Origin of the sequence: Pseudoxanthomonas sp. Soil82, assembly GCF_040446535.1 — a bacterium.
Lineage (GTDB): Bacteria > Pseudomonadota > Gammaproteobacteria > Xanthomonadales > Xanthomonadaceae > Pseudoxanthomonas > Pseudoxanthomonas kaohsiungensis.
In genome coordinates this window covers 123,737-148,202 of sequence record NZ_JBEAAK010000005.1, presented here as the reverse complement: position 1 = coordinate 148,202, position 24,466 = coordinate 123,737, and the positions used below count along the sequence as shown (strand labels likewise).

Below are 24,466 nucleotides of genomic sequence, written 5' to 3'. Positions count from 1 at the left end.
CCGACGGAACTCCCCCCGGCGGTCACCGCCGCGGGTTTTCGCACTGGGCGTTACCCATCCGTAGTTCACTGACGAGGAGCCAACCATGGCAACGAAGAAAGCTGCGAAGAAGAAACCGGCCGCCAAGAAGGCGGTGAAGAAGGTCGCCAAGAAGGCCGCCGCCAAGAAGACCGTGAAGAAGGCCGCCAAGAAGACCGCCGCCAAGAAGACGGCGAAGAAGGCTGCCAAGAAGGTCGCCCGCAAGCCGGCGAAGAAGGCCGCCAAGAAGGCAACCAAGAAGACCGCCAAGAAGGCCGTGAAGAAGGCCGCCAAGAAGGCGACCAAGAAGACCGCCAAGAAGACCGCCAAGAAGGCGGTGAAGAAGGCCGCCGCCAAGAAGCCGGCCAAGAAGACCGCCAAGAAGGCTGCGAAGAAGGCTGCCAAGAAGCCGGCCAAGAAGGCTGCTGCCAAGAAGCCGGCCAAGAAGGCCGCCAAGAAGAAGGTCGCCAAGAAGAAGGCGGCCCCGGTCGCGCTGCCGGCAACCCCGGCTCCGCTGATCTAAAAAAACCCCGATAGCCGTACCAGAATGACTCCCTCCCCGAAGCCCAGCGGGGGGGGAGTTTTTTTATGCGCGTTGCACTGCCGTCGCCGGCATGGCACGCGTGGGCCCCGGACGCGTGCGGACCACCCGCGGGAGGCGGGTGGGGTAGTGGGGTAGGCGCGGAGGGAGGCGAACGGGCCGGCGGCGGTGTGCTGCCGCTGGCGGGCCGTCAGTGCGGCGAGGCGGCCGAGGTGGAGGACGAGGTGCCCTGCCCGCGTGGAGCGGCCGTGGGCTCGACGCCGTCCGCCATCAGGTTGTCGGCACCGAAGTCGACGTCCACGTCCAGCCACCGCTCGGCCGGCAGGCCGATGGCCCGGTCGATGATGGTGGGCAGCAGGCCGCTCGGCAGCGAGCTCTCGCTGTTCCAGAGGATGGCAATGCCTAGGTCGCGGCCGGGCAGCAGCGCGGTCAGGCCGCGGTAGCCCTGCACGGCGCCGGCGTGGAAGACCACCTCTTCGCCGGCATAGTCGAACACCCGCCAGCCCAGCGCGTAGCTGGCGGCATTGAGCCGATCGCGGCGCCAGCCCGAGCGCATCTCGCCGGGGGTGGACACGACCGGCGCATGCAGCGTCGCCAGCAGCGGCGCGGGCAGCACGTCGGGGCGATGGCCGGTGTGGGCGAGCAGCCATTGCGCCATGTCGCTGATGCTGGCGTTGACGCCGGCGGCGGGGGGCAGGCGGTAGTAGGTCGGCTTCGGGTTGACCGAGACCCAGCCGTTGCGGCTGCGCACATGCGGGCGCGCCCAGTGCGGGCTCGACTCGATGCCCGCCAGGCCCAGGCTGGCGTCGTTCATGCCCAGCGGCTTGAACAGGCGGCGCTGCACTTCCTGTTCGTAGAAGCTGCCGGAGGCGGCGAAGACCACGTCGCCGACCAGGCTGAAGGCCACGTTCTGGTAGGCGTAGCACTGGCCGGGTGCGCAGGTGAGCGGAGCCGAGCCGAGCTTCTGCGCGACCTGGTAGTACTCGGCGTTGCCTTCGATGTCGCGGTCGAAGGCGTTGTGGGCCTTCAGGCCGACCCGGTGGCTGAGCAGGTCGGCCACGGTGACCTGCGAGGTGTAGGCCGGCTCCACCAGATGGAAGCCGGGGACGTAGTCGATGACCTTGCTGTCCCAGCGCAGGCTGCCGTCGTTGACCAGGAGGCCGGCCATGGTGCCGGCGAAGGCCTTGGACAGCGACGCCAGGCGGAACACGGTGTGGGAGTCGACGGCCTGCGGGCGCACGACATCGGTGACGCCGTAACCGCGGGCGCTGAGGATCCGTCCGTCCTGCACGATCGCCATGGCCAGGCCCGGCACGCGCTGGCCCTGGACCAGTTGCTCGGCCAGCGCCTCGAAGCGGGCGACATCGAATCCGGGGGCCACCGGTTGCGCGTCGGTGCGGACGTAGGTGCGGTAGGGCAACGGCTGGGTCGGTGGCGGCAGCGCACCGGCGGCCAGTGTCGGGGTCTGCGCGGTCGAGGGAAGGGCCATCGCCAGCAGCAGGGCCAGCGCACCGCTGGTTGCCGCGCGGATAGCCAGTGGTCGGATTGCCGGTGGCCTGCTCGTCCGGACTCGCCCGTCTTTCATGGTTTTGATGCCTGTAAGCTACCGCTGCGGCCGATTCTAGCGCCGGATTTCGCGTGTGCACAAACCAGGAGAAGATGAATGGGCAGTTTGTTGATCCTGTTGGTGTTTTTGGCGCTGGTCGTGGGTCTGGCCTTGTGGGCGGTGGGCATCTACAACGGCCTGGTGACCAGCCGCAACGCCTGGAAGAACGCCTTCGCCCAGATCGACGTGCAGCTGCAGCGCCGCTTCGACCTGATCCCGAACCTGGTGGAGACGGCCAAGGCCTACATGGGCCACGAGCGCGAGACGCTGGAAGCGGTCATCGCCGCCCGTTCGGCGGCGCAGTCCGGCCTGGCCGCCGCCAAGGCCCATCCCGGCGACGAGGCGGCGATGGCGCAGCTGGCCGCCAGCCAGGGCCAGCTCAACGGCGTGCTCGGCCGGCTGATGGCGGTGGCCGAGGCCTATCCGGACCTGAAGGCCAACCAGAACATGATGCAGCTCAGCGAGGAGCTGTCGTCCACCGAGAACCGCGTCGCGTTCGCGCGGCAGGCCTACAACGACGCGGTGATGGGCTACAACAACAAGCGCGAGACCTTCCCGTCCAGCGTGGTGGCCGGCATGTTCAATTTCGCGCACGCCGCGCTGCTGGACATCCCCGCCGACAAGGCCCAGGTGCGCGAGGCGCCGAAGGTCCAGTTCTGAGCCCGGGCCGGGCGCGACAGACGGGGAGCCGGGGCGGATGAACTTCTTCGAGCATCAGGCTGCGGCACGCCGCGGCTCGGGCCGGCTGGTACTGCTGTTCTTGCTGGCAGTGGCCGGGATCGTGCTGGCGGTCGACCTGACCACGCTGCTGTTCACGGGCAGCTGGGGCGCGACCGCGGCGGCGACGGTCGCCACCCTGCTGGTGATCGCGCTGGGCTCGCTGTACCGGATCGCCTCGCTGCGCGGCGGCGGGGCGGTGGTGGCCGCGCAGATGGGCGGCACCTTCGTCCCCGAGGACACCCGCGAGCCCTCGCTGCGGCGGCTGCGCAACGTGGTCGAGGAGATCGCCATCGCTTCCGGCGTGCCGGTGCCACGGCTGTTCGTGATGGAGCAGGAGGCGGGGATCAACGCCTTCGCCGCCGGCTACAGCCCGTCGGACGCCGCCATCGCGGTGACCCGGGGCGCGCTGGACCGGCTCAATCGCGACGAGCTGCAGGGCGTGATCGCGCACGAGTTTGCCCACGTGCTCAACGGCGACATGCGCCTGAACATCCGCCTGATCGGGCTGCTGTTCGGGATCCTGATGCTGAGCCTGATCGGCCAGCGCATCCTCATCTACGGCCGGCTCGGGCGCAGCCGCGACGGCACGCCAATCCTGGTCGCCGCGCTGGTGGCGATGGCGGTGGGCGCGATCGGCGTGTTCTTCGGCCGCATGATCAAGGCGGGCGTCAGCCGCCAGCGCGAGTTGCTGGCCGATGCATCGGCGGTGCAGTTCACCCGGCAGACCCGCGGGCTGGCCGGCGCGCTGAAGAAGATCGGCGGCCTGGACGCCGGCTCGAAGCTGCAGGACAAGGCCGACGCGGAGGAAGTGAGCCACATGCTGTTCGGCCCGGGCGCAGCGCTGTTGGGCCTGTTCGCCACGCATCCGCCACTGGTGGAGCGCATCCGCCGGCTGGAGCCGACCTTCGACGCACGCCAGCTGCAGCAGCTCGAAGCCCGCTGGCGCACCGCGCCACCCGATGGCCTGGCCGAGGACCTGGCGCTGGGCCTGGCCGGGCGCGACGTGGTGGCGGGCGGGCCACCGCCGTTGCCGTCCGCCGGCGCGCAGCTGGCGGTCACGCCGCCGATGGTAGCGGGCCAGGTCGCCGCCCCGGGCGACGATGACTACCGTCGCGCCCACGACCTGGTCGAAAGCCTTGGCCCGGACCTGCGTGCGCTGGCGCGCCAGCGCGAGGCGGTGATGCCGCTGCTGCTGGGCCTGTTGCTGGCTACCGACGCGGTGGTCGCGGCGCGGCAGCGCAGCGAGATCGTCGCCCGCTGCGGCGAGGCGCTCGCGCAGCAGGCCTTCGACCTGCGCCGGCAGCAGCTGGAGGCGCTGCATCCGGCGCTGCGGCTGCCGCTGGCCTCGCTGGCCTTCCCGGTGTTGCGCCAGCGCCCGCGTCCCGAGCTCGAGCGCTTCCTCGACACCATCGACGCGATGGTCCACACCGACGGCCGGGTCTCGGTGTTCGAGTACTGCCTGTCGAAGCTCCTGCAGGTCCAGGTGCGCGAGGCGCTGGATCCGTCCCGGCACGCGCGCTTCGGCCGCAACAAGGCCGCCGGCGTGCGCCAGGAGTTCGCCACGCTGCTGGCGGTGCTGGCCCAGGCCGGACATCCCGATGCGCCGGCGCAGGCCCAGCGCGCCTACCTGGCCGGCCTGCAGCGCGTGCTGCCGCGCGACCACCTGCCGTACTCGCCGCCAGCCGAAGGCGTGCAGGCGCTGGACGCCGTCTGGGAGCCGCTGGATGCGCTGGTGCCGGCCGCCAAGGAGATGCTGGTCGAGGCACTGGTCGATGCGGTATCGCAGGACCAGCGCGTCAATGTCGCCGAGGCCGAGTTGCTGCGCACGGTATGCGCGGTCCTGCATTGCCCGCTGCCGGCGCTGCTGGAGCGGGCGTAGGCGCCGGCTGGTGCGCGCGTGTCGGCGTCGACACGGGCGCCGCCGGCTTCGTCCCGGCGCCGCGCAGCCGGCGAGCCGGGCGGCTACAGGGCGGTGCGACCGCGGACCAGGTCGGCTGCACGCTCGGCGATCGCGATCACCGGCGCGTTGGTGTTGCCGCCGACCAGGGACGGCATCACCGAGGCGTCGACCACGCGCAGCCGCTCGATGCCGCGCACGCGCAACTGCGGGTCGACCACCGCGCCCTCGTCGGTGCCCATGCGGCAGGTGCCGACCGGGTGGTAGATGGTCTCGGCCTTGGCGCGCACGAACTGCGCCAGCTCCGCGTCGGACAGGTCCACGCGCGGCGGGAAGATCGGCGCGCCGCGCCAGCGGTCGAACGCGGGCTGGGCGAGCAACCGGCGCGAAAGCTGTGCGCATTCGACCATCATCCGGAGGTCGAAGCCGTCGGGATCGGACAGGTAGCCCGCCTCGATCAGCGGCGGCGTGTCCGGGCCGGCATCGCGCAGGCGGATACGCCCGCGGCTCCGGGGGCGCAGGAAGCACGCATGCACGGTGAAGCCGTCGCCGTCCAGCCGGTGGCGACCATGGTCGTCGAGCATCGCCGGGACGAAATGGAACTGCACGTCGGGCCGTTCGTCAGGGGCCAGCGACGAGCGCACGAAGCCGCCCGCCTCGGCGATGTTGCTGCTGCCGGCGCCCCGGTGTCCGCGCAGGAACCAGTCGAACGCGATCCTCAGCTCGCTGGCGCGGTCGTAGCTGACCCCGGGCGGGCAGTGGTGCAGGGTGCAGATGTCGAGGTGGTCCTGCAGGTTGGCGCCCACCCCGGGCAGGTCCGCGGCGACCCCGATGCCGAGTGCGTGCAGGTCGCCGGCGGGTCCGATGCCGGAGCCCAGCAGCAGTTGCGGCGAGTTGACGGCGCCGCCGCACAGCAGCACCTCGGCGTTGGCGCCGGCGTGGTGCAGGCGCCGGCGCCGGCGGTACTGCACGCCGGTGGCGCGCCCGCGCTCGACCACGATGCGCCGCACCTGCGCGCCGGTGACCACCTGCAGGTTCGGCCGGCCACGCACCGGTGCCAGGTAGGCGGCCGCGGCCGAGCAGCGCGCGCCGTCGCGCTGGGTCACCTGGTACAGGCCGACGCCGGCCTGCACCGGGCCGTTGAAGTCGTCGTTGTGCGGCCAGCCGGCCTGGATACCGGCCTCGACGAAGGCCCGTGAAAGCGGATTGACGTGGCGCAGGTCGGACACGCGCAGCGGGCCCTGGCCGCCATGCAGCGGCCCGGCGCCGCGGGCGTTGCCCTCGGCGCGCAGGAAGTACGGCAGGATCGAGGCCCAGCTCCAGCCCGCGGCGCCACCCTGCTCCCACTCGTCGTAATCGCGCGGCGCGCCCCGGGTGTAGCACATCGCATTGATCGAACTGGACCCGCCCAGGACCTTGCCGCGGGGCCACCACAGCCGGCGCCCGTCCAGCTGCGACTCCGGCTCGGTGCTGTAGTCCCAGTTGATGGTGCGGTTGTTGACCAGCCGGCCCAGGCCGGCGGGCATGTGGATCAGCGGATTCCAGTCCCGCGGTCCGGCTTCGAGCAGCAGCACGCGGCAGGCCGGGTCCTCGCTGAGGCGGGCGGCCAGCACGCAACCGGCCGAACCGGCGCCGATGACGATGTAGTCGTACACGTTCTCCCCGAAGCCGCAGCCGGAGGCGCGGACCTGGGCGATGCTCTCCAAGGCGTGGCATCCGGCGCAAGTCCCCCGGGTCCGCTGGCCGCCCGTCCGCGGCGATGCGAAGCCCGCCGGCTGCCGACGCTGGCGATGTTGCAGTGCATCGGATACCGTGCGCGCCAAAGGCCGGGCCCTTGCCGCGGGCCGGTGCGACCTCCAGGACTGCCTCGCCCATGACTGCTGCAGACACGGCCTCCACCCGGCTTGGCCGGTTCCGCTCGGCGCTGGCCGAATCGCCGCCGCTGCTGTGGTCTTTCGCGTACTTCTTTTGCCTGCTCAGCGGCTATTACGTGCTGCGGCCGGTGCGCGAGGCGATGGCCGCCTCCAGCGACATCGAGGTGGTGTTCCCGCCGGCGCTGATCGCGTTCTTCGCCGAGCGCGGGGTGGCGCTGGGCGAGTTCACCCTGCAGTTCATCTTCACCGCGGTGTTCGTGATCATGCTGTTGCTGCAGCCGGTGTACGGCTGGCTGGTCAGCCGGTTCCCGCGGCGGGTGTTCCTGCCGGCGATCTACGTGTTCTTCATCGCGACGCTGCTGCTGTTCTACGCGATGTTCGACAGCGGCGTGGCCGGCCGCGGGCTGGCCTTCATCCTCTGGATCACCGTGTTCAACCTGTTCGCGGTGGCGGTGTTCTGGAGCTTCATGGCCGACATCTACAGCAACGCCGAGGCCAGGCGCTACTACGGCTACATCGGCGCGGCCGGCACCATGGGTGCGTTCCTGGGGCCGGTGCTGACCCGCGTGCTGGTCGAGCGGGTCGGCATCGCCAACATGATGCTGGTCTCGGCGGCGCTGCTGACGGTCTGCGTCGTGTGCATCGCGCGCCTGCGCCAGTACGCGGTGGCGCGCGAAGCCGAGCGCGGCCTGGCCAGCGGCGAGACGCCGATGGGCGGCCAGATATTGGCCGGACTGAAGCTGGTGGCGAAGGAGCCGCTGCTGCGCTGGCTGGCGCTGCTGGTGGTGCTGGGCGTGGGCATCGGCACCCTGCTGTACAACGAGCAGAACCGGATCGCGCGCACCGCGTTCGCCACCGCCGAGGAGCGCGCCGCGTTCTTCTCGACCCTGGACCTGGCGGTCAACTCGCTGACCCTGGTGGTGCAGCTGCTGGTCACCCGCGCGCTGATGTCGCGCTTCGGCATCGCCCCGGCGCTGCTGATTCCGGGCGTGGCGATCATCCTGGGCTTCTCGATCCTGGCCGCCTCGCCGTTGCCGATGCTGGTCGCGGTGGTGCAGGTGTTCACCCGCGCCAGCGAGTTCTCGCTGGCCAAGCCGGCGCGCGAGACGATCTACACCCGGGTCGGGCGCGAATGGCGCTACAAGGCCGGGGCGGCGATCGACACGGTGATCTACCGCGGCGCCGACCTCACCTTCGTCTGGCTGCACAAGTTCCTGTCGGCGTTCGGCTCCAGCGCGGTGTTCGGCTTCGGCGTGCTGGTCGCCGGCATGATGACGTTCTCGGCGCTGCAGCTGCTGCGCCAGGAAAAGAAATTGCCGGGGATGCGCGACGCGGCCCCGGTCGCGGGCGCGGAGCCGGCCTGAGACGCCTCAGGTCGACAGCAGTGGCAGCGCGAACAGCACGGCGCCGAGCACGAAGAGCACGGTCAGCGCATGCACCAGCGCATGGTTGATGCGCAGGAACACGACTTGCTCGATCGTCCGGCCGATCCAGAAGGCCACCATGAACCACAACAGCGCCCGGCCCAGTGCGGTGCCGCGAAGCTCGGCGGGGAACAGCAGGCAGGCCGTGCCGATGCCCATGAGGACATAGACCAGCCGCAGGTTGAGGATCTGGGCGATCGCGCGGGTCGCCAGGCCGACCTTGGCCAACTCGCGTTTCCAGCCGAACAGGCGCCAGAACGCCAGGTGGAAGGCGGCGAAGGCGAAGCTGTGCAGGGCACAAAGCAGGAGCGGAAGGTCCTGGGACATCGTGTCCTCGGTAGCGGCATCGGGTCGGGGAGGTGGATGCGTCGGCGCCGGACGGATTCTTCGATCGTGCCGGCGCGGCGGCCTGGTTCAGCCCTGCCGCGCCGGCCTGGGCGAAACCCACATCGCGATGCGCGCGCGGAATACCGCCTCGCCGTCGCGGTCGCGCACCACCACCCCGACCGGCAGGTCGTAGCCTTCGGACGCTTCGACCAGCGGCACGTCGGGCGTGGCCACCGCGTGCATGGGTCCGTTGGCCTTCTTCAGGTACTCCACGGTCATGCCGCGCGGGATCCAGCGCATCGAGCCTGGCAGGCTGGCGTCGGTCATCACCCCGGCGACCAGCTCGGCCAGGTTGCACAACGCGATCGCGTGGACCGTGCCGATGTGGTTGGTCACCTTGCGGCGGTGGCGGATGCGCGCCTCGCAGCGGCCCGGTTCAAGCCGGGTGATGCGCGGGGCGATGGTGGCGAAATACGGCGCCTTGAAGCACACCGCGCGCGAAAACAGCCAATCGCCGGCCGGCCAGCGCTGCAGGCGGTGCCAGGTGTCGAGGAGCCGATTGGCCATGGGAGCGTCCTGTGGTGGCGGTGGTGGATGGTCCGGGAGCCAGCGGGGCAAGCCCCGCTCTACGAGAAGGGGTTCGCTCGTAGTCGATACGTAGAGCCGGGCTTGCCCGGCTGCCACGCCATCGACATGAAAACGGCGGGCCGAAGCCCGCCGTCGAATTGCTGCAATGCCGTTCGCGGTGCGCGCGGCCCGGGCCGGGGGCTCAGGCCGCTTCGCGCGCGCCCGGGCGCGGCTGGTCGTAGTAGCTGGCCGCGCGCAGTTCGTGCGCGTCGAAGTCGTCGACGGTGATCGTCTCCAGGGTCAGCGCGCGCAGCTCTTCCAGCAGCTTGCGCTCCTCGGCGGTGATCACGCCCTCGGCCACGGCCTCGTCCAGCTGCGCCGGGAACTCCAGCGCCTCGATGCCCTTGGTCTTGAGCGCCTTCAGGAACTTGCGCTCGACCGGCTCGGCCTGCACGGCCTTGGCCAGGTAGCTGTCGATGCGGCCGCCCGGGTTGTTCGGGCACGGGGTCAGGAACACGCCCACGCCCAGGCGGTCGCGCGCCTCGTTCGGGGTCATCAGCAGCGAGGCGACGCGGTGGTTGAGGCGGTCGCCCGGGGCCTCGGCGCGGCGGCCGAGCGGGAACACCAGCGCCCACAGCGCCCAGCCGACCGGGCGGATCGGGAAGTTGCGAAGCGCGTCGGACAGCGCGGTCTCGATCACGTGGAAGCTGTTGTACATGCTCCACGCCAGCAGCGGCTTGTCGGCCTCCGGCGCGCCCTCGTCGTGGTGCCGCTTGAGCACGGCGCCGGCCATGTACAGGTGGCTGAGCACGTCGCCCAGGCGGCCGGACAGCGATTCCTTGAACTTGAGCTTGCCGCCCAGCAGCAGCATGGACACGTCGGCCATCAGCGCCAGGTTGGCGGCGTAGCGGTCGAGCTTGCGGAAGAACGGACGGGTGTAGTCGTCGCCCGGGGCGCCGCCGAGCTTCGAACCGGTGATGCCGAACCAGAACGAACGGAACGCGTTGGAGATGCCGTAGCGCACGTGCCCGGACAGGCTCTCGTCGAAGCTGTCCAGTGCCGCGGCGCGGTCGGGTTCCTGCGCGGCCTTCATCTCCTTCATCACCCACGGATGGCACAGGATCGCGCCCTGGCCGAAGATCAGCAGGCTGCGGGTCATGATGTTGGCGCCTTCGACGGTGATGCCGATCGGCGCGGCCTGCCAGCTGCGGCCGGCGAAGTTGCGTGGGCCCAGGATGATGCCCTTGCCGCCGATCACGTCCATCACGTCGGAGATGACTTCGCGGCCCATGTTGTTGCAGTGGTACTTGGCGATCGCCGACGGCACCGACGGCACGTCGCCGCGGTCCACCGCCGCGGCGGTGGCCTGCGACAGCGCGCTGATGGTGTAGGCCTTGCCGCCGATCCGGGCCAGCGCTTCCTCCACGCCCTCGAAGCGGCCGACCGACAGGCCGAACTGCTTGCGGATGCGGGCATAGGCGCCGGTCACGCGCGCGCCGAACTTGGCGCCGCCCGAGGCGGTGGACGGCAGGGTGATCGAGCGGCCCACCGCCAGGCACTCGTTGAGCATGTTCCAGCCCTTGCCGGCCAGTTCGGCGCCGCCGATCAGCTGGCTCAGCGGGATGAACACGTCGCGGCCGCGGATCGGGCCGTTCTGGAACGGCGAGTTCAGCGGGAAGTGGCGACGGCCGATCTCCACGCCGGCGGTATCCCGCGGCAGCAGCGCCAGGGTGATGCCGATGTCCTTGGTGTCGCCGATCAGCCCGTCCGGGTCGTACATGCGGAACGCCAGGCCGATTAGCGTGGCCACCGGGGCCAGGGTGATGTAGCGCTTGTCGAAGGTCAGCTTCACGCCCAGCACGTTGGCGCCGTTCCACTCGCCCTTGCAGACGATGCCGAAGTCCGGGATCGAGGTGGCGTCGGAGCCGGCGAACGGGCCGGTCAGGCCGAAACACGGCACTTCCTGGCCGATCGCCAGGCGCGGCAGGTAGTAATCCTTCTGTTCCTGGGTGCCGTAGTGGTTGAGCAGCTCGCCCGGGCCCAGCGAGTTGGGCACGCCCACGGTCGAACTGACCACGCTGGAGACCGAGGCGATCTTCTGGATCACCTTGTGGTGGGCCAGCGCCGAGAAGCCCAGGCCACCGTACTGCTTGGGGATGATCATGCCGAAGAACTTGTTCTTCTTGATGAAGTCCCACAGCTCCGGCGGCAGGTCGGCGTGGACGTGGGTGATTTCCCAGTCGTTGATCATCCTGCACAGCTCTTCGACCGGGCCATCGAGGAAGGCCTGCTCCTCGGCAGTGAGCTGCGGCTTGGGGTAGTTGAGCAGCATGTTCCAGTCCGGGTCGCCGGTGAACAGCTCGCCTTCGAAGCCCACCGAACCTGTTTCCAGCGCGATGCGCTCGGTCTGCGACAGCGGCGGCAGGATCCGGCGGAAGACATTGAGCAGCGGGGCGACGATCAGCGGCTTGCGGATCGCCGGGATCAGCAGCGGTACGGCGATGAGCGCCGACAGGATGCCGATCACCGCCACCGTCGGGCGATGGGCGCCCAGCAGCCAGCAGGCGACCAGGGCGACGGCCAGCAGCGCGGCCCAGCTGGCCAGCCGCAGCCGGTGGTAGGCGGCGAACCCGCCGATCAACAGGAAGGCCAGGATGGGCGCGGCAATGCTCATGGGTTTGCTCCGGTGACGGGCGCGTGCGCCCTTTGCACGGCGGAACTGCCGGTCCCCTCGGTCCGGTCCAGTTCCGCCAGGTATTCCAGCACGGTGGCGGTAAAGCGGTCGTTGTCGTCCCCGGCCAGCATATGCGTGGCGTCGGCCAGCTGCACGTGGCGTGCGTGCGGCGCCAGCTCGAGGAAATCGGCGACGGTGCGTTCGGACACCAGGTCGCTGCGGCCACCGCTGATCAGCAGGAGCGGGCAGCGCACCGCGCGGGTGGCCTGCGCGATGTCGTCCTGGTGCTGCTCGCTGTCGCGCGCCAGTTCGTCGACCAGGCGCGGATCCCAGTGCCAGCGCCAGCGGCCGTCGGTCCCTTCGCGCAGCATCTCGCGCAGCGAACCGGGCGACTTGGCCGTGCCTGGTTCGCGGCGCCGGTGCGGCAGGTAGGCGGCGATGCGCTCGGCGGCGTGCTCCAGCGATTCGAAGCCTTCCGGGAAAGCGGTCATGAAGCCGAGGATCCGCTCCAGGCCTGCGCTTTCCCAGCGCGGGGTGATGTCGACCAGGACCATCGCACGGAACAGCCCCGGCCAGCGCGATTCGGCCAGCAGGCCGAACAGGCCACCCATCGAGGCGGCGACCAGCACCGGTGGCCGCGCCATCTCGCCGGCCAGCACGATCGTGTCGTCGGTGAACTGGTGCCCGGTGTACGGATCGTCGCCCTTGTTGCGATCCGAGGCGCCGTGGCCGCGGGCGTCGAACGCCAGGCCGGCGTAGCCATGCGCGGCAAGGATGCCGGCCGTCGCCGACCAGGCCCGGCGGGTCTGGCCGAAGCCGTGGGCGTAGAGGATCGCGGGCGCTTGGCCGGGCATCGTCGCGCACGCATGCAGGCTTGCGGCCAGGGTCAATTCCGCGCCGGGCAGGCGAAGGTCGGTGACCGACGGGCGATGGGAGGCGGCCAAGTCCATACGAGATGGTATGGACGTCGCTTCCACAAAGTCAATACGAAGGCGTATGGCAGTGCAGCATGAGGCCCAGTTTCGGCCCAAGCCGCTGACCGGTCACGGTTTCGCCGGCAACGGCGTACTGCAACGCACTGCGCCGTATGGTTAAATCCGGACATGACCACGACACCCGCTGTTCCGCCCGCCCCCGCCCCCGCCCGCAGCGCGCGCCTGAGCGCTGCCGACTGGGCCCAGACCGCCCTGGACGTGATCGCCGAGCAAGGCGTGGCCGCGGTGGCGGTCGAGCCGCTCGCGCGCCGGCTGGGCGTCACCAAAGGCAGCTTCTACTGGCACTTCCCCTCGCGCGATGCGCTGCTGCAGGCGGCACTGGAACGCTGGGAGGAGGTGGAGCAGGAGCAGGTGTTCGGCAGCCTGGAAGAGGTGCCGGATCCGCGCGAGCGCCTGCGCATGCTGTTCCAGCTGGTCGGCCACGAGACCAAGCCGCACGCGATCTACAGCGAGCTGCTCAAGGCCCTGGACCATCCTGCGGTCGGTCCGGTGATCCAGCGGGTGTCACAGCGGCGCCTGGAATACCTGACCGCCTCGTTCCGCCAGGCCGGACTGGGCCGCAACGAGGCGCAGAACCGCGCGCGCCTGACCTACGCGGCCTATGTCGGGTTCCTGCAGCTGCGGCCGCACCAGCCGAAGATGACCCACGAAGAGTTCGAGGAGTACCTCGAGCACGTGATCAACACGCTGATCCCGGTCTGAGCCGCACGGCCCGACCGTCGGCGTCGGGCAAGCCACCGGCGGCGGCCGTAGAGCGGGGCTTGCCCCGCTGCTCTTCCCACCGATGCCGGTCGGCGGTTCTTCCGCCGGTTCCAGGCGTCGTGGAAAGCAGCGGGGCAAGCCCCGCTCTACGTGGGATCAGGCGAACGCCGGGCGGGTCAGGTTGTCGGCCGCGCCGTCCGTGCACAGCACCTCGTCCTCGATGCGGATGCCGCCGTAGGGCCGGAATTCGTCCACGCGCGCCCAGTCGATGCTGGCGGCGTGGCCGTTCTTCCTGACCTCCTCCAGCAGCATGTCGATGAAGTACAGGCCCGGCTCGATGGTCACGACCATCCCGGGCTCGAGCACGCGGGTCATGCGCAGGTAGGGGTGGCCCTCCGGCCGGGCGATCGTGCCGCCGCGGTCGCTGGCGGCGAAGCCGGCAACGTCGTGCACCTGCAGGCCGATCGGGTGGCCCAGGCCGTGCGGGAAGAAGGCCGCGCTCACGCCGGTGGCCAGTGCCGCTTCCGGCGAGGCCTTCAGCACGCCGAAGTCCTTCAGGATGCCCATCAGCGACAGGTGCGCCTCCACGTGCAGCTGCCGGTAGTCCACGCCGGCTTGCACGCCGGCGCACATCGCCTGCTGGGCGGCGTCGACCGCGTCGATCATCGCCTGGAACTCGCTGCCGCGATCGGCCGCATAGGTCCGGGTGATGTCGGAGGCGTAGCCGCAATGGCTGGCGCCGGCGTCGATCAGGAAGCTCAGCGAGTGCGCCGGCGGGTCGCGGTCCAGCTCGGTGTAGTGCAGCACCGCGCCGTGCGTGTTGAGCGCGACGATGTTCTGGTAGGGCACCTCGGTGGCGTCCTGGCGCGCGGCCTCGCAGTACGCCATGTGGATGTCGAACTCGCCGGCGCCGGCGCGGAACGCGCGCTCGGCGGCGCGGTGCGCATGGGCGGCCTTGCGCTGGGCCACGCGCATCAGCGCGACCTCGTACGGGGTCTTGTACGAGCGCTGGTAGTGCAGGTAGTCCAGCGCGGCAGCCGGGTTGTTCGGCACGTAGTCGCCCAGCGCGCTGTTGGCCTCGCCCAGGATCGCGCAGCGCGCGGCGGGGGCGGGCAGCAGCGGCAGCGCCTCTTCCGGGGTGCGGATCACGTGCACGTCCACGTGCTCGACCCACCAGCCCGACGGCGCCTCGGGCACCACGTGCCAGTAATCGAACGGCTGCAGGTAAACCAGCTTCGGGCGCTGGCCGGGCGTGTAGGCCAGCCAACTGTCGGTGACGCGGGTCAGCGGCAGCCAGTGCTTGAAGTGTGGATTGACCGCGAACGGATAGTCGCGGTCGTCGAACAGCTGGTAGTGCCGGCGGCCGCTGGGAATGAGCAGGTGGTCGTGCCCGCTGCGCGCCAGCGCCTCGTCGGCGCGCGCGCACAGCGTGGCCAGGTGGTGCGGGTAGAGCGGGGCGGGGTCGACGATATGCATCAGCGGGTCCGGGAACGGAAACCGCGGATTCTGCCCGATCCGGCTCCAACCCGTGCTGAAAACCGCGCGCCCGCGCCGCTGGCGTCAGCCGGCGGCGGCTTCTTCCCCGGCGCGGACCCAGTCGCGGATATGCCCGCGCTGGTCATCGGAGATGGTGAGGAAACGGAACCCGCACCAGCTCTGCCCGGGGGTGTTGGCGTCGACCGACCACAGCAGGTGCACGCCGACGTTCACCGGCGCGCCCATGCCGCGGGCGCCGAGGTGGAAACGCAGCTGGTAGAGCGCATCCTCGACCAGCGGCGCGGATGCGATCAGCAGCATGCCGCTCTCCGACAGGTTGCCGAGCTGGCCGATGATCTCGTCGGTCATCGTGTCGATCACCGGGATGCTCTCGGTGACGTGGCGGCGCGGCGCGCGGCGGGAATCGTGGATCATGCGCTGGCCGCTCCCAGTGCGCCGTCGGCGGGCTTGCCGGCCAGTCCGCGCAGGGCGCGCAGGGTGGCCTGCCAGGCGCGGTCGATCAGGCGCCCCTTGTCCTCGGTGACGATCCGCGCCTGGCCGTGCGCCATGAGCCGGGCCAGGCTGTCGAGCGACTGCTCGCCGACCTTGTGGCCACGCGCGTTGACGAACAGTGCGTTGTCGGTGACCGGGCTGTACCACGACAGGCGCTGGCGGCGCACGTCGCCCTGCTGGTTCTGCACGAATTCGAACCAGGTGCCGAACGGCAGCGTGCGCAGGTGCTCGTAGCAGCCCTGTTCGGCGGCCGTGCGCGGCGGCGGCTTGACCTTGCGGGCCTCGGCCTGTTCGCCCTCGCCCAGCCGTGCGCGCGCCTTGAGCTTGGCGGTCAGCTCGGTGCGCGAGGTGTTCTCGTCCTCGTCGCTGCACGAGAGCCGGCGCGCGATCGCGCTGGCTTCGTCCTCGTGGTAGCCCACCTGGCGCAGGGCGGTGTCGATCTGCCCCGCCAGCTCCGGGTCCGGCACCGCGTCGGCGGCGCAGGTAATCTCGATGATGCGTTCGGTCGCCCTCTCGCGTTCGTGCCATTCCGGCGACTCCTCGCCATGGCGCAGCGCCGTGAGGGTGAGCACGTCAGCCCAGGCCTGGTTGATCAATGCCTGCACGAACTGCGGCGGCTTGCGTCCGCCCAGCCGCGCGGCGATCGCTACCGCGGCGCTCTGCTTGGCCGTCTCCAGGCGATCGCGGCCGCGCGCGGCCTCGATCTGCCGGCGTTCGCTGACCTCGGCCTTGTGCGCCTGCGCGCGGTAGTGCTCCTGGACTTCGCGGTTGGCGCGCTCGAACACCGTCTCGTCGCCGTCGTATTCCTCCACCACATTGTCCACCGCCTGTTCCAGGCGCAGGACCAGTTGCGGATCGGCGTCGTCGTCGGCCAGCCAGGTGGCGCCGGACTCGGCCACCGAGTTGAGCAGTTCGCGCGCCGGATGCTGGTCGCGGACGAAGAAGCTGCGGTCCTGGACCGCGGCGCGCACCACCGGCACCTGCAGCTTCTCGAGCAGGTCCTGGGCCGGCGCGTCCACGTGCACCTCGCGGCCGATCTCGCGGTAGAGCATCCCGAGCAGATCGAAGGTGTCGTTGTGTTCCTGCGACAGCCCGGCGTCGGGGCCGTGCGACTCGCGCATGCGCGCCAGCATCGCCTGGCGCAGGTCGTCCACGGTGCGGCGCGGGCGGCCCGCGTTGCGGCCGGGGGCGGGCAGCGCCTGCATGGCGCCGAGCACGTTGACCACCGCGTCTATCGGCAGGATCACGCCGGGCGGCGATGGCGCCGCGTCGCCGGCGAAGCCGCGGTGATCGGCCAGCATGTTCTGCAGGGCGGCGAACACCGCCTGCTCGGGCATGTCCGCGGCCGCGGTCCCGGCATCGGCCGGTTCGTCGCCGGTGGCGCCGTCGGCCGACCCGGCGTGCGGATGGCGGGCAGCCAGGCCGGCCATCAGCGCACCGCTCCAGGCGGAGGGGCGGGCCTGGCCGTGCCAGCCGGTGAGCGGGCGCTGGCTGACCGCGCCGGCCGAGCCTGCCGCCGGGCTGCGACTGCGGCTCTGGCCCTGGGTGCGCGGCCGGTAGGGCAGGTAGACCAGTCCGGGCAGGATGCCCTCGTGGGTCAGCAGCACGTTGAGGCGCTCGACCAGCTCGCCGTAGCGCTCCATCACCTGGCGCTCGAATACCCGGTACAGCAGCAGCTGCGAGTCGAGGCTCATGTGCAGCGCCTCGCCGGCATCGCGCAGCACGCGGCACAGCGCGTAGGGGCCGATCGGCAGGCGCTCCGGATCGAATGCCGGCCGCCCGGCGAGCACGCCGAAGCGCTGGCCCAGCAGCAGCAGCGGGGTGCCGCCGCGCTGCGCCTCGCGCCGCCCGATCTCGCGCAGGACGATGTCGCGGTCCAGGTCGGTGTCCTCGACCAGGGTCAGGCGCTGGAACTGCAGCGGATCCTGCGCCGGCTCCTCGGGCTTTTCGACTTCGGCGGCCTCGCGCAGGCGCGCCAGCGAGGTCTCCAGCCCGGCGAGGTAGCGCGGCACCACGTCGGCGCGATGCTGGCGCAGGCGCTGGAGCTCGGCGAAGTGCTCGGACTGCTGCTGGCTGCTGCGCGCGCGGTCGGCCTGCTTGAACAGCTGGCGCTCGAATTCGTTCAGCGCGAGGTTGAGCGAGGTGGTCAGGCTCTGGCCGGCCAGCGTGTTGACCGCCTCGAGTATGTGGCGCACGCGGGCAGGCAGCGCGGCGCCCGCGAGCGTACGCGGACCGGCGCTGGTTTTCGATGTTGGACCGACGTTGGCTGACATCCGGTGGCCCGGCTCCCCTGAGCGCCGTATTTAACACGTTTGCGGCGGCCCGACTACAGCGCGGGCCACGCTCAGAGGAACAGTTCGATCACGTCGTTGGCGAAGCGCCGGCCCAGTGCGGTCGGGACCACCCGAGTGTCCGTAACCGACAGCCATTCCCGTTCCCGCGCGCGTGCCAGCGCCGGGGCGAGCGTGTCCCGGGACAGCCCGGTGCGCGCCTCGAAGTCCGCCAGCGCGAAGCCTTCGTGCAGGCGCAGGGCGTTGAGCATGAACTCGAACGGACGGCGCTGCGGGTCGATCCGGTCGTCGCCGCCGATGGCCGCGGCGCTGCCGGCCGCTGCCATCCAGGCCGCCGGGTGTCGTTGCTTCCAGCGCCGCAGGATCGACTGCTCGGCGCCAAGGGTGACCTTGCCGTGCGCGCCGGCGCCGATGCCCAGGTAGTCGCCGTAGCGCCAGTAGTTGAGGTTGTGCGCGCACTGGCGCCCGGGCCGCGCGTAGGCGCTGGTCTCGTAGTGGCCGTACCCGGCCTGCGCCAGCAGGGCCTGGCAGCGCTCCTGGATGTCCCAGGCCGCGTCGTCGTCGGGAATGCCCTGCGGCGGGCGGGCGAAGAAGACCGTGTTCGGCTCGAGGGTGAGCTGGTAGTGGCTGATGTGCGCCGGCTGCAACGCGAAGGCGCGCTCGAGGTCGCGTTCGGCCATCGCCAGGTCCTGGCCCGGCAGGGCGTACATCAGGTCCAGGTTGATGTTGTCGAAGCCGGCGTCCTGGGCGAGCTTCACCGCCGCCTCGGCTTCGCCGCTGTCATGGATCCGGCCCAGCCGCTGCAGGCAGCCGTCGTCGAAACTCTGGATGCCGAAGCTGACCCGGTTCACGCCGGCGGCGCGGTAGCCGTCGAAGCGGCCGTGCTCGGCGGTGCCGGGGTTGGCCTCCAGCGTGATTTCGGCGTCGGGTGCGAAGCGCAGCCGCGCGCTGGCCGCCTGCAGGATCCGCTCGATCGCCGCGGGCGGGAACAGGCTCGGGGTGCCGCCCCCGAAGAACACGCTGTGCACCGTGCGGCCCCAGGCCAGCGGCAGGTCGTGCTCGAGGTCGCGGACGAGTGCGTCGACATAGCCATCGAACGGCAGCGCGCCGTTGGCGGCGTGCGAGTTGAAGTCGCAGTACGGGCACTTGCGCACGCACCAGGGCAGGTGCACGTACAGCGAGAGCGGCGGCGGGATCAGGGCGGGAGTCATGCGTTGGCGTGCGCACCGGCGGTGGCGGCTTGCGGGTGGGAGGGTGCGGCCGCGCTCAGCGCAAGGTCGCCAGCACCGCGGGCAGGCGCGAGCGCAAGACCGCGAGCGCACGCCCGCGATGGCTGATCCGGTTCTTCACCGCCGGATCGAGCTCGGCGGCCGACAGGCCATGCTCGGTGTCCAGGAACACCGGGTCGTAGCCGAAGCCGCCGCTGCCGCGGGGCGCGTCCAGGACCAGGCCCGGCCAGACGCCCTCGGCGACCAGCGGCTGCGGATCGTCGGCATGGCGCAACAGCACGATCACCGCGTAGAAGTGGGCGGTGCGCCATTGCGGGTTCAGGCCTTCGAGCTCGCCCAGCAGCTTGCCGATGTTGGCCAGGCTGTCGCCGTGGCCGCCGGCATAGCGGGCCGAGTACAGGCCCGGCGCACCGCCGAGCGCGTCCACGCACAGGCCCGAATCGTCGGCGAGGGCCGGCAGCCCGGTGACCCGCGCGGCGTTGCGCGCCTTGAGCAGCGCGTTCTCGATGAAGGTCAGGCCGGTTTCCTCGATGTCCTCCACGCCCAGGGCGGACTGCGGCAGCAGCTCCGCGCCGGTGTCGGCGAGCAGGGCCTGCAGCTCGGCGAGCTTTCCGGCATTGCCGCTGGCCAGGACCAGGCGCGTGCTCATCGTTTCGGCTCCAGCAGGTCCCAGCGGTTGCCGTACAGGTCGCGGAACACCGCCACCGTGGCGTAGGCCTCGTGGCGCGGTTCCTCGAGGAATTCCACCCCACGGGCGCGCATGGCGGCGTGGTCGCGGGCGAAGTCGTCGGTCTCCAGGAAGAAGCCGACCCGGCCGCCGCACTGGTCGCCGACGCGTGCGTGCTGGAGGTCGCCGCTGGCCCTGGCCAGCAGCAGCGCCGCACCGGCGTTGCCGGCCGGGCCGACGGTCACCCAGCGCTTGCCGTTGCCCAGCGCGGTGTCTTCCAGCAACTCGAATCCCAGCGCGCCGGTGTACCAGGCGATGGCCTCGTCGTAATCGGCCACCACCAGGGTCGCCAGGGCGATCCGCCGGTCCACGGCCACGCCATTCATGGCCGCGCCAGGGCGGCCTGTTGCAGCGCGAGCAGGTCGCCGATGCCCTTCTGCGCCAGGGCCAGCAGCGAATCCAGTTCGGCGCGGCGGAAGGCGTGGCCTTCGGCGGTGCCCTGCAGTTCGATGAAACCGCCGCCGTCGTTCATCACCACGTTCATGTCGGTGTCGCAGGCGCTGTCCTCGGCATAGTCCAGGTCCAGCACCGGCAGGCCCTGGTAGACGCCGACCGATACCGCCGCGACCGCGCCGAACACCGGGTCGCGGCTGATTTCGCGCCGTGCCAGCAGCCAGCGCACCGCATCGACCAGGGCCACGTAGGCGCCGGTGATCGCCGCGGTGCGGGTGCCGCCGTCGGCCTGCAGCACGTCGCAGTCCAGCACGATGGTGCGCTCGCCGAGTGCGGAGCGGTCCACGCAGGCGCGCAGGGCGCGGCCGATCAGGCGCTGGATCTCCAGCGTGCGCCCGCCCTGCTTGCCGCGCGCGGCTTCGCGGTCGGAACGGGTGTGGGTGGAGCGCGGCAGCATGCCGTATTCGGCGGTGACCCAGCCTTCGCCCTTGCCGCGCAGGAACGGCGGCGCCTTGTTGTCGACGCTGGCGGTGCACAGCACGCGCGTGTGGCCGAAGCTGACCAGCACCGAGCCTTCGGCGTGGCGGGTGAAATGCCGCTCGATGCGGACCTCGCGCAACTGGTCGGGGGCGCGGCCACTGGGGCGGACGACGGTCATGGGCAGTTCCGGTGGGGGGTGGGGGCGGGGCCCGCGGCGGGGATGATCCGATCGCGCGCGACGCGACGCGGACGTGCCGTCGATGGCCGGCTAGATTACCATTCGCGCCTTGCCCGACGCGCCTGGCCGTGGGCGGCACACCGAAAGGACCCCGCATGATCCGTAGCATGACCGCCTTCGCCAGCGGCGAACGCGGCACCCCCTGGGGCGTGCTGGGCTGTGAACTGCGCTCGGTCAACCACCGCTTCCTGGAACTGGGCCTGCGCCTGTCCGACGAGCTGCGCGCGCTGGAACCGCTGCTGCGCGAACGCGTCTCCTCGCGGATCCAGCGCGGCAAGCTCGACCTGGCGCTGCGCCTGCGCACGCCCGAGGGCGCCGTGGCCCTCGCCGTCAACGAGCCGCTGCTGGAACAGCTGGGCGCGCTGGCGCAGCGGCTGGAGCCGCAATTCCCCAGCCTGCGGGTCGAGTTCACCCAGCTGCTGCAGCTGCCCGGCGTGCTGCGGGTGCCGGTCGCCGACGGCGAGGCACTGCAGGTGCAGGCGCTGGAGTTGCTGGACCAGGTCATCGACGAATTCGTGCTGGCGCGCGAGCGCGAGGGCGCCAAGCTCGCCGCGGCGATCTCCGAGCGCGTGGACGCGGTCGAGCGCATCGCCGGCCAGGTGCGCGGACTGATCCCGGCCATCCGCGAGGGACAGCGCGCCAAGCTGGCCGCACGCCTGGCCGACCTGCCGCACCCGGTGGACCCGGGCCGCGCCGAGCAGGAACTGGTGCTGTGGCTGCAGAAGCTCGATGTCGACGAGGAGCTCGACCGGCTCGACAGCCATATCGTCGAGATCCGCCGGGTGCTGGGCCAGCGCGAGCCGGTGGGCCGGCGCCTGGACTTCCTGCTGCAGGAGTTCAACCGCGAGGCCAACACCCTGGGCTCGAAGTCGGTGGATGCGCGCACCTCGGCCGCCGCGGTCGAGCTGAAGGTACTGATCGACCAGGTCCGCGAACAGGTGCAGAACATCGAATGAGCATGCGTGGCACCCTCTTCATCGTCGCCGCGCCGTCGGGCGCCGGGAAAAGCAGCATCGTCAACGCGGTGCTGGCGCGCGATCCGCAGATCCGCCTTTCGATCTCGTTCACTTCGCGCGCCGCGCGCCCGGGCGAGCGCCACGCGCAGCACTACCACTTCGTCTCGGCCGACGAGTTCCAGGCGATGATCGACGCGGGCGACTTCTTCGAGTACGCCCGCGTGCACGGCGACTGGAAGGGCACCGCGCGGCAGTCGGTCGAGCCGCAACTGGCGGCCGGCCACGACGTGCTGCTGGAGATCGACTGGCAGGGCGCGGCCCAGGTCCGGGCCAAGGTGCCCGATGCGGTCAGCGTGTTCATCCTGCCGCCGTCGCGGCAGGCGCTGGAGCAGCGCATGCGCCACCGCGGCCAGGACAGCGAGGCGGTGATCGCCCAGCGCCTGGCGGCAGCGCGCGAGGAGATGTCGCACTACGGCGAGTTCGACTACGTGATCGTCAACGAGGTGTTCGACACCGCGGTGGACGAGATGTGCGCGGTCTTCGTCGCCAGCCGGCTGCGCCGCGCGCAGCAGCAGGTCCGGCACGGTGCGCTGATCGAGGCGCTGCTGGCACCCGATACCCCGTAACGACGCCGACGGGAGCGCGGCCGCCGGGGCGGCCGTTCCCGTCCGGACCCGGGCCCGAGCCGCCTGGGGCGCACGGCCGGCTGCCCGCGGCGGCGCAGGCGGCGCATGCCGACTGGCCTGGGTCCGCGGGTAACTGGTTGATTGCAAAGGCCCGTTCAGCCTGGATGCTTGCTCCCTGCAGGCGTCGCCGGCTAAACTCCGCGCCCGATCCCCCTTTCGCGAGCGGCGACCGCAGTCGCCTGGAACCCCTATGGCCCGTATCACCGTCGAAGATTGCCTGGAAGTGGTGAACAACCGCTTCGAACTGGTCATGATGGCCTCCAAGCGCGCCCGCCAGCTGGCCAATGGCGTGCCGGCCACGCTGGACAACAGCGAGAGCGAGGACAAGCCGACCGTGCTGGCGCTGCGCGAGATCGCCGCCCGCACCATCGACAACGCCCTCATCGACGAAGTCGAGAAGGCCGAGCGCGAGCGCGCCGAGCGCGAGGCGCTGGAGTGGGCCGCCGCCGAGGTGGTCGCCGACGACGACCTGTCGAAGGGCGACGACTGACCGTAGCGCCCGGCGCCCGCGACACCCGGCTGAAGGCCCGCCTCGCGCGGGCCTTCGCTTTTTTCGCGCCGCATCGCGCTGACGGGGCCTGCACGAACGGGCGCTAAGCTGCGCGGGTGAAACGCATCCACGCCCGTTGAGGATGGAGTCGGCACGTCCCGGAAGGGGGCGTCTGCCAGCCGCATGGCGCCGCCACGCGCCATGGCTGGCCGGAGTCGTGGTGCTGGTCCTGCTGTCGCTGGTGCTGCTGCGCGAGCCCCTGGGCGAACGGCTCTGGCCGCAGGCGCGGATCGACCACCTGCTCGCCGAGGGTCGCCAGGCGCTGGCCGAGGGGCGGCTCGACCAGGCCGGCGGTGGTGGCGCGCGGCAGAAGTTCGAGGCCGCGCAGGCGCTGGACAGCGACCGCGGCGAGGCACGGGCCGGGCTGGCCCAGGTCGGCCAGGCGGCGCTCGCCCGCGCGCGCTCGGCGATCAGCGGCGGCCGCCTGGCCGAGGCGCGCCGCTGGCTGGACCTGGCCGCCGACCTGCAGGTGCCGCGGGCGCAGGTCGCCGCGGTCGCCGCATCCCTGCGGCAGGCCGAGACCGCCGGCATCGACCTCGAACGGGTCCGCGTGCGGGCCGCCGCCGCGCTGGCCGCCGGTGATGCCGACGCGGCATTGCCGCTGTACGCGCAGTGGCTGGCGGTCGCGCCGGGCGACAGTGCCGCGCTCGAGGGGCGCGAGGATGCGCTGTCGCTGCTGCTGGAGCGGGTGCCCACGGCGCTGCACGAGGGCGACCTGGCCGCGGCGGCGCGCTGGCTCGAGCAGGCGCGCCGGCAGGACCCCGGGCACGTGGACCTTCCCCGGCTGCGCGCCGCGTGGGCGCAGGCGGTGGCCAGTGACGTACGTCGCGCCGAGGACCTGCTTCGCCGCGGACGGCCGGAACCGGCGGCCGCGTTGCTTGTCGCGCTGCGCGAAGCCGCACCGGACGATCCGGCCATCCACCAGGCCGCCGAGCGGACCGCCCGGGCGCTGGCAGCGCACTCGCGCCGGCTCGCTTCCGACTTCCGCTTCGACCAGGCCGACGCCGCACTGGAAGCGGCGCGTACGCTGGCGCCCTCGGCCCAGGCCGAGGTGGCCAGGGCCGCCATGGACCTGGAGCGTGGCCGGCAGGCCGCCGCGCGGCTGCGCCCGCCCGCGCGCGCCACACCGGCCATGAAGGCGTCGCTGCAGCGCGCATTGGCCGGCTTCGAGGAGGCGATGCGGCGCGGCGACTGGATCGAGCCACCCGGCGGCAGCGCCTACGACCGGTTGCGCGCCGCACAGGCCATGGCCCCGCAGGATCCGGCGGTGCGCGCTGCCGTCGGGCGGATGCTCCGCGCCGCAAGCGCGTGCGTGGACGATGCCCTGCGCGACAACCGCCTGCGCGCGGCGCAGGACTGCCACGACGCTTGGCAGGTGCTGGCGCCGGCGGATCCGGCGCTCGCGCAGGCACGCCAGCGGCTGGCGCAGCGCTGGCTGGCGGTCGGCGACGAGCGGCTCCGCGCGGGCGAGGTCGGGGCCGCGGCGGGCGCGCTGGAAGCGGCGCGCAGGCTGGACCCGTCGGCTACGGGACTGGAGGATTTCGCCGCGCGGCTGGCGCGCGCGGATCCGGCCACGCGCTGA

The 24,466-nt window shown here is 71.5% G+C and carries 22 protein-coding genes; 9 read left to right on the top strand and 13 right to left on the bottom strand.

Going from position 1 to position 24,466, the window contains the following annotated elements; all coding sequences use genetic code 11:
* Positions 1 to 85: 85 nt before the first annotated feature.
* Entirely contained in the window at positions 86 to 541 is a 456-nt protein-coding gene (locus ABKA19_RS14450) for a hypothetical protein (protein ID WP_353689495.1), read from the top strand.
* Positions 542 to 749: 208 nt separating this feature from the next.
* Here ABKA19_RS14450 and ABKA19_RS14445 read toward each other — a convergent pair whose 3' ends face one another.
* Complete coding sequence (locus ABKA19_RS14445; RefSeq protein ID WP_502945806.1) at positions 750 to 2,144, bottom strand: serine hydrolase domain-containing protein; 1,395 nt, start codon at positions 2,142 to 2,144, stop codon at positions 750 to 752.
* 78 nt (positions 2,145 to 2,222) lie between these two features.
* Between ABKA19_RS14445 and ABKA19_RS14440 the strand changes: the two genes are divergently transcribed.
* Together ABKA19_RS14440 and ABKA19_RS14435 are read left to right on the top strand one after the other, a co-directional pair.
* Positions 2,223 to 2,825 carry a LemA family protein gene (locus tag ABKA19_RS14440; protein WP_353689493.1) on the top strand — a complete coding sequence of 201 codons (603 nt, stop codon included), beginning with the start codon at positions 2,223 to 2,225 and terminating at the stop codon, positions 2,823 to 2,825.
* 37 nt (positions 2,826 to 2,862) lie between these two features.
* Entirely contained in the window at positions 2,863 to 4,764 is a 1,902-nt protein-coding gene (locus ABKA19_RS14435) for a M48 family metallopeptidase (RefSeq protein ID WP_353689492.1), read from the top strand.
* 83 nt (positions 4,765 to 4,847) lie between these two features.
* Here ABKA19_RS14435 and ABKA19_RS14430 read toward each other — a convergent pair whose 3' ends face one another.
* The gene (locus tag ABKA19_RS14430) at positions 4,848 to 6,437 is read right to left on the bottom strand and encodes a GMC family oxidoreductase (RefSeq protein ID WP_353689680.1); all 1,590 of its coding nucleotides are present in this window, start codon (positions 6,435 to 6,437) and stop codon (positions 4,848 to 4,850) included.
* A 218-nt stretch (positions 6,438 to 6,655) separates the two neighbouring features.
* On the opposite strand from ABKA19_RS14430, the gene ABKA19_RS14425 reads away from it, so the two are divergent.
* Positions 6,656 to 8,020, top strand: coding sequence for an NTP/NDP exchange transporter (locus tag ABKA19_RS14425; protein ID WP_353689491.1), 1,365 nt, complete (start codon positions 6,656 to 6,658; stop codon positions 8,018 to 8,020).
* A 6-nt stretch (positions 8,021 to 8,026) separates the two neighbouring features.
* Here the strand turns inward: ABKA19_RS14425 and ABKA19_RS14420 are convergent, their stop codons facing one another.
* The 4 genes from ABKA19_RS14420 to ABKA19_RS14405 form a co-directional block, all read right to left on the bottom strand.
* Positions 8,027 to 8,407, bottom strand: a complete 381-nt coding sequence (locus ABKA19_RS14420) for a hypothetical protein (RefSeq protein ID WP_353689490.1) — start codon at positions 8,405 to 8,407, stop codon at positions 8,027 to 8,029.
* A gap of 87 nt (positions 8,408 to 8,494) precedes the next feature.
* Positions 8,495 to 8,974 (bottom strand): hotdog fold domain-containing protein, encoded by a 480-nt coding sequence (locus ABKA19_RS14415; RefSeq protein WP_162377714.1) that lies wholly within the window; start codon positions 8,972 to 8,974, stop codon positions 8,495 to 8,497.
* Between the two features lie 202 nt (positions 8,975 to 9,176).
* Positions 9,177 to 11,648 (bottom strand): acyl-CoA dehydrogenase, encoded by a 2,472-nt coding sequence (locus ABKA19_RS14410; protein ID WP_353689489.1) that lies wholly within the window; start codon positions 11,646 to 11,648, stop codon positions 9,177 to 9,179.
* Positions 11,645 to 12,598, bottom strand: coding sequence for an alpha/beta fold hydrolase (locus tag ABKA19_RS14405; RefSeq protein WP_353689488.1), 954 nt, complete (start codon positions 12,596 to 12,598; stop codon positions 11,645 to 11,647). Before ABKA19_RS14405 ends, ABKA19_RS14410 begins: the two co-directional genes overlap by 4 nt.
* Positions 12,599 to 12,751: 153 nt before the next feature.
* On the opposite strand from ABKA19_RS14405, the gene ABKA19_RS14400 reads away from it, so the two are divergent.
* Positions 12,752 to 13,345: a TetR/AcrR family transcriptional regulator gene (locus ABKA19_RS14400; RefSeq protein WP_353689487.1), complete on the top strand. Its 594-nt coding sequence runs from the start codon at positions 12,752 to 12,754 to the stop codon at positions 13,343 to 13,345.
* Positions 13,346 to 13,501: 156 nt separating this feature from the next.
* Here ABKA19_RS14400 and pepQ read toward each other — a convergent pair whose 3' ends face one another.
* From pepQ to rph, 7 genes are all read right to left on the bottom strand, one after another.
* Positions 13,502 to 14,821: a Xaa-Pro dipeptidase gene (pepQ, locus tag ABKA19_RS14395; protein WP_353689486.1), complete on the bottom strand. Its 1,320-nt coding sequence runs from the start codon at positions 14,819 to 14,821 to the stop codon at positions 13,502 to 13,504.
* Positions 14,822 to 14,905: 84 nt separating this feature from the next.
* Entirely contained in the window at positions 14,906 to 15,256 is a 351-nt protein-coding gene (locus tag ABKA19_RS14390; protein WP_162377719.1) for a PilZ domain-containing protein, read from the bottom strand.
* Entirely contained in the window at positions 15,253 to 17,607 is a 2,355-nt protein-coding gene (locus ABKA19_RS14385; RefSeq protein WP_353689485.1) for a DUF1631 domain-containing protein, read from the bottom strand. The genes ABKA19_RS14390 and ABKA19_RS14385 overlap by 4 nt, the downstream gene beginning before the upstream one ends.
* Before the next feature lie 71 nt (positions 17,608 to 17,678).
* Positions 17,679 to 18,836 carry a radical SAM family heme chaperone HemW gene (hemW, locus tag ABKA19_RS14380; RefSeq protein ID WP_353689484.1) on the bottom strand — a complete coding sequence of 386 codons (1,158 nt, stop codon included), beginning with the start codon at positions 18,834 to 18,836 and terminating at the stop codon, positions 17,679 to 17,681.
* A 55-nt stretch (positions 18,837 to 18,891) separates the two neighbouring features.
* Entirely contained in the window at positions 18,892 to 19,503 is a 612-nt protein-coding gene (gene rdgB / locus ABKA19_RS14375; RefSeq protein ID WP_353689483.1) for an RdgB/HAM1 family non-canonical purine NTP pyrophosphatase, read from the bottom strand.
* Positions 19,500 to 19,892 (bottom strand): VOC family protein, encoded by a 393-nt coding sequence (locus tag ABKA19_RS14370; protein ID WP_353689679.1) that lies wholly within the window; start codon positions 19,890 to 19,892, stop codon positions 19,500 to 19,502. The genes rdgB and ABKA19_RS14370 overlap by 4 nt, the downstream gene beginning before the upstream one ends.
* Before the next feature lie 11 nt (positions 19,893 to 19,903).
* Positions 19,904 to 20,632 carry a ribonuclease PH gene (gene rph, locus ABKA19_RS14365; RefSeq protein ID WP_353689482.1) on the bottom strand — a complete coding sequence of 243 codons (729 nt, stop codon included), beginning with the start codon at positions 20,630 to 20,632 and terminating at the stop codon, positions 19,904 to 19,906.
* 155 nt (positions 20,633 to 20,787) lie between these two features.
* Here rph and ABKA19_RS14360 point away from each other — a divergent pair, with 155 nt between their 5' ends.
* The 4 genes from ABKA19_RS14360 (at position 20,788) to ABKA19_RS14345 (ending at position 24,466) form a co-directional block, all read left to right on the top strand.
* Positions 20,788 to 21,648 (top strand): YicC/YloC family endoribonuclease, encoded by an 861-nt coding sequence (locus ABKA19_RS14360; RefSeq protein ID WP_353689481.1) that lies wholly within the window; start codon positions 20,788 to 20,790, stop codon positions 21,646 to 21,648.
* 2 nt (positions 21,649 to 21,650) lie between these two features.
* Entirely contained in the window at positions 21,651 to 22,274 is a 624-nt protein-coding gene (gene gmk / locus ABKA19_RS14355) for a guanylate kinase (protein ID WP_353689480.1), read from the top strand.
* Between the two features lie 250 nt (positions 22,275 to 22,524).
* The gene (rpoZ, locus tag ABKA19_RS14350; protein ID WP_162378582.1) at positions 22,525 to 22,824 is read left to right on the top strand and encodes a DNA-directed RNA polymerase subunit omega; all 300 of its coding nucleotides are present in this window, start codon (positions 22,525 to 22,527) and stop codon (positions 22,822 to 22,824) included.
* Between the two features lie 220 nt (positions 22,825 to 23,044).
* Complete coding sequence (locus ABKA19_RS14345) at positions 23,045 to 24,466, top strand: hypothetical protein (RefSeq protein ID WP_353689479.1); 1,422 nt, start codon at positions 23,045 to 23,047, stop codon at positions 24,464 to 24,466.

What these genes read in the sequence shown, in the direction of transcription:
- ABKA19_RS14450 (WP_353689495.1), top strand. Translation starts at nt 86, where the DNA reads ATGGCAACGAAGAAAGCTGCGAAGAAGAAACCGGCCGCCAAGAAGGCG.
- ABKA19_RS14445 (WP_502945806.1), bottom strand. Translation starts at nt 2,144, where the DNA reads ATGAAAGACGGGCGAGTCCGGACGAGCAGGCCACCGGCAATCCGACCA.
- ABKA19_RS14440 (WP_353689493.1), top strand. Translation starts at nt 2,223, where the DNA reads ATGGGCAGTTTGTTGATCCTGTTGGTGTTTTTGGCGCTGGTCGTGGGT.
- ABKA19_RS14435 (WP_353689492.1), top strand. Translation starts at nt 2,863, where the DNA reads ATGAACTTCTTCGAGCATCAGGCTGCGGCACGCCGCGGCTCGGGCCGG.
- ABKA19_RS14425 (WP_353689491.1), top strand. Translation starts at nt 6,656, where the DNA reads ATGACTGCTGCAGACACGGCCTCCACCCGGCTTGGCCGGTTCCGCTCG.
- ABKA19_RS14420 (WP_353689490.1), bottom strand. Translation starts at nt 8,407, where the DNA reads ATGTCCCAGGACCTTCCGCTCCTGCTTTGTGCCCTGCACAGCTTCGCC.
- ABKA19_RS14415 (WP_162377714.1), bottom strand. Translation starts at nt 8,974, where the DNA reads ATGGCCAATCGGCTCCTCGACACCTGGCACCGCCTGCAGCGCTGGCCG.
- ABKA19_RS14410 (WP_353689489.1), bottom strand. Translation starts at nt 11,648, where the DNA reads ATGAGCATTGCCGCGCCCATCCTGGCCTTCCTGTTGATCGGCGGGTTC.
- ABKA19_RS14405 (WP_353689488.1), bottom strand. Translation starts at nt 12,598, where the DNA reads ATGGACTTGGCCGCCTCCCATCGCCCGTCGGTCACCGACCTTCGCCTG.
- ABKA19_RS14400 (WP_353689487.1), top strand. Translation starts at nt 12,752, where the DNA reads ATGACCACGACACCCGCTGTTCCGCCCGCCCCCGCCCCCGCCCGCAGC.
- pepQ (WP_353689486.1), bottom strand. Translation starts at nt 14,821, where the DNA reads ATGCATATCGTCGACCCCGCCCCGCTCTACCCGCACCACCTGGCCACG.
- ABKA19_RS14390 (WP_162377719.1), bottom strand. Translation starts at nt 15,256, where the DNA reads ATGATCCACGATTCCCGCCGCGCGCCGCGCCGCCACGTCACCGAGAGC.
- ABKA19_RS14385 (WP_353689485.1), bottom strand. Translation starts at nt 17,607, where the DNA reads ATGTCAGCCAACGTCGGTCCAACATCGAAAACCAGCGCCGGTCCGCGT.
- hemW (WP_353689484.1), bottom strand. Translation starts at nt 18,836, where the DNA reads ATGACTCCCGCCCTGATCCCGCCGCCGCTCTCGCTGTACGTGCACCTG.
- rdgB (WP_353689483.1), bottom strand. Translation starts at nt 19,503, where the DNA reads ATGAGCACGCGCCTGGTCCTGGCCAGCGGCAATGCCGGAAAGCTCGCC.
- rph (WP_353689482.1), bottom strand. Translation starts at nt 20,632, where the DNA reads ATGACCGTCGTCCGCCCCAGTGGCCGCGCCCCCGACCAGTTGCGCGAG.
- ABKA19_RS14360 (WP_353689481.1), top strand. Translation starts at nt 20,788, where the DNA reads ATGATCCGTAGCATGACCGCCTTCGCCAGCGGCGAACGCGGCACCCCC.
- gmk (WP_353689480.1), top strand. Translation starts at nt 21,651, where the DNA reads ATGCGTGGCACCCTCTTCATCGTCGCCGCGCCGTCGGGCGCCGGGAAA.
- rpoZ (WP_162378582.1), top strand. Translation starts at nt 22,525, where the DNA reads ATGGCCCGTATCACCGTCGAAGATTGCCTGGAAGTGGTGAACAACCGC.